The sequence below is a fragment of the Mesotoga sp. UBA5847 genome (genome assembly GCF_002432735.1).
In the GTDB taxonomy this organism is placed as follows: Bacteria; Thermotogota; Thermotogae; order Petrotogales; family Kosmotogaceae; genus Mesotoga.
Window position 1 is genome coordinate 1 of sequence record NZ_DJGL01000031.1, and the last position, 2,126, is coordinate 2,126.

The following is a 2,126-nucleotide window of genomic DNA, read 5'->3' on the forward strand; positions in this document are numbered from 1 at the left end:
TTCTTCGCCTTCTTGGCACACACGAACCCGCAACCCCCAACCCCGTTCTTATGCTTTCTCTTACAACTAACAACTTGGAACTTGCAACTGGTTTTCCCTTGCAACTCAGAACTTGTAACTTGGAACTGTACTACACACACACCCTAACGGCAGGAAGGCCGCAAAAGCCTTCCTGCCACTATAATCATGTATGTTTCGTTTTTACTCGACTACTATGTTTATCGCAAAGGTCTGTATTGGATGGACGCTTTCCCAGGGGCGCCTGAGGGAGAATATGACAACTGTCTCGCCGGGTTGCTGGGCTTCGAATACCCACTGGACACTATAGGGCGCTCCCACAAGTTGGGAATCGTCAAGGAACTTCCTTTCGAAGATCGAGCCCTCGTAGATCAGCGAAACGACGTTTGGATTGGTTATCTTTACGTCCCAGATATATCCGGTGGAGCCGTTCTCCTGGAGTTCCACGGTAGCTATCTCGCCTACGGAGAGGGTGTTCATGGAGGTTCGAAGACCCTTTACGTCAATATGAGAGGAATTCCAGAGCAGCGATGTCACGAGCATGTTCGGCACGAATTCTCTGATTGTTTCTTCGAAGCTTCCGTCGCGCTTCATTTCGTCGAGAGTCTTCTGGAAGCTCAGAATCATACCGAAGTTAGTTCCCTTCGAAGCTGCGATGTAGAAGTAGTTTGTTTGAAGCTCAATAAGGGCTTCCAGGTCGTCCATGCTGTAACCCGCGTTCTTGACGAGCTCGCCGACAGTGAGGTCGGTGAAGACTGCCAGATCTGTTTCGCCTTCGAAAAGCTGTACGACGGTGTCGAGAGGATCGAGAGAGCTCACGAGGTTCTCGAAGCCCATCTCCTTCAGGAGCTGTTCAGTCCACCAGTTCGTCGTAGTGCCTATGGCCGCGACAGTCTTTGCGGATTCGAGATCTGTAGCTGGGGCGTCGGTGTCTTTGCGGGCGTAAAGGTAAGCGGTGTTCTTTCCCACCGGTCCGATCCACTCGAAGTTATCCCTTCGTTGCTCGGTCTGGTCCATGCTGAAGAGGAAGACGTTCGGCAGATTCGAGGCCAGTTCATAGCCGATGGACCATGGGACTATAAGGATCTCTCCAGACATATCGTTTCTACGGAGGATCTCCTTTACCATTTCGGTTACGAAGCCCGTCGGTTCTCCATTTTCACCTTTGAAGGTAACGGGCGGGTACTCCTCGGTCAGGAAGGTGTAGATGCCGGGAACGGGCTGTCCGGGGAACCATTGGCCGTAGAGTTCGGAGAAGGAGCCGGATGCCTTGAGACCGTCGAGAGCCTTCTGGAATGCGCTCACGATTTCGGAGGGGACGTCCTTCGAGAAACCGAGGTATGTCATGTCAAGGTCGATCGCAACTGTTGGCACGAGAAGATTAGAGGCCTGTTCTTTCTGGAGTAGCTGTCGTAGAACTGCCGAGTTGAAGGGCGCGAGGTCGGTTTCCCCGACAAATAGGGCATCGAGCAATGACTCCTCGTCTTCAAAAATGATTAGGTTGTCGAATCCCTGCTCCTCTAAGAGTTTGTGGGAGTAGTATTCTCTAACCACGCCCACCGAGTTTGCGTTTCTGACGTCCTCCAGCGATTTGAATTCACTTGAGAGCTCTTCTCTTGTGTAGAGGTAAGTGTTCGTTATGACAACGGGGCCTACCCACTGATAAAGAGCTTTTCTCTGGGTCGTGAAGACAAGAGAGGGAATGCAGTATCTCCCTTCGCCCTGTAACATTTCGAGGGCTTCGTCGAATTTAACGGGCTTCATCACGACGTCGATGCCCGTTTCGCTTTCCAGCGATTCGATCAGATCGACGAGGAAGCCCTCCAGATGGCCTTCATCCAGGTAACTGAAGGGATCGTAATCGGGATTTACAAGGAAGGTAATGGGCTGGGCCAGGCCCACAGCCGATAGAAAAAGAACAAGGATAATGGAAATCTTGGAAATAGAAGATTTCACTTTTCTGCACCTCCAATTGAGTGTGTTATGATTCCTATTCTAGACGAAATCTCACGTTTCACAAGCAACAATTATTACTGGCGAAGCTTATTGGCAAGTGGTCGTCTCACTCGGACAGCTTTTGGAAGCAGATTCTTTTCAGGATGTTCGTC

Annotated in this window: 1 protein-coding gene; it reads right to left on the minus strand. The window is 50.7% G+C overall.

Going from position 1 to position 2,126, the window contains the following annotated elements; all coding sequences use genetic code 11:
* Positions 1-201 precede the first annotated feature (201 nt).
* Positions 202-1,974 carry a transporter substrate-binding domain-containing protein gene (locus B3K91_RS03370; RefSeq protein WP_292593993.1) on the minus strand — a complete coding sequence of 591 codons (1,773 nt, stop codon included), beginning with the start codon at positions 1,972-1,974 and terminating at the stop codon, positions 202-204.
* Positions 1,975-2,126: the final 152 nt, after the last annotated feature.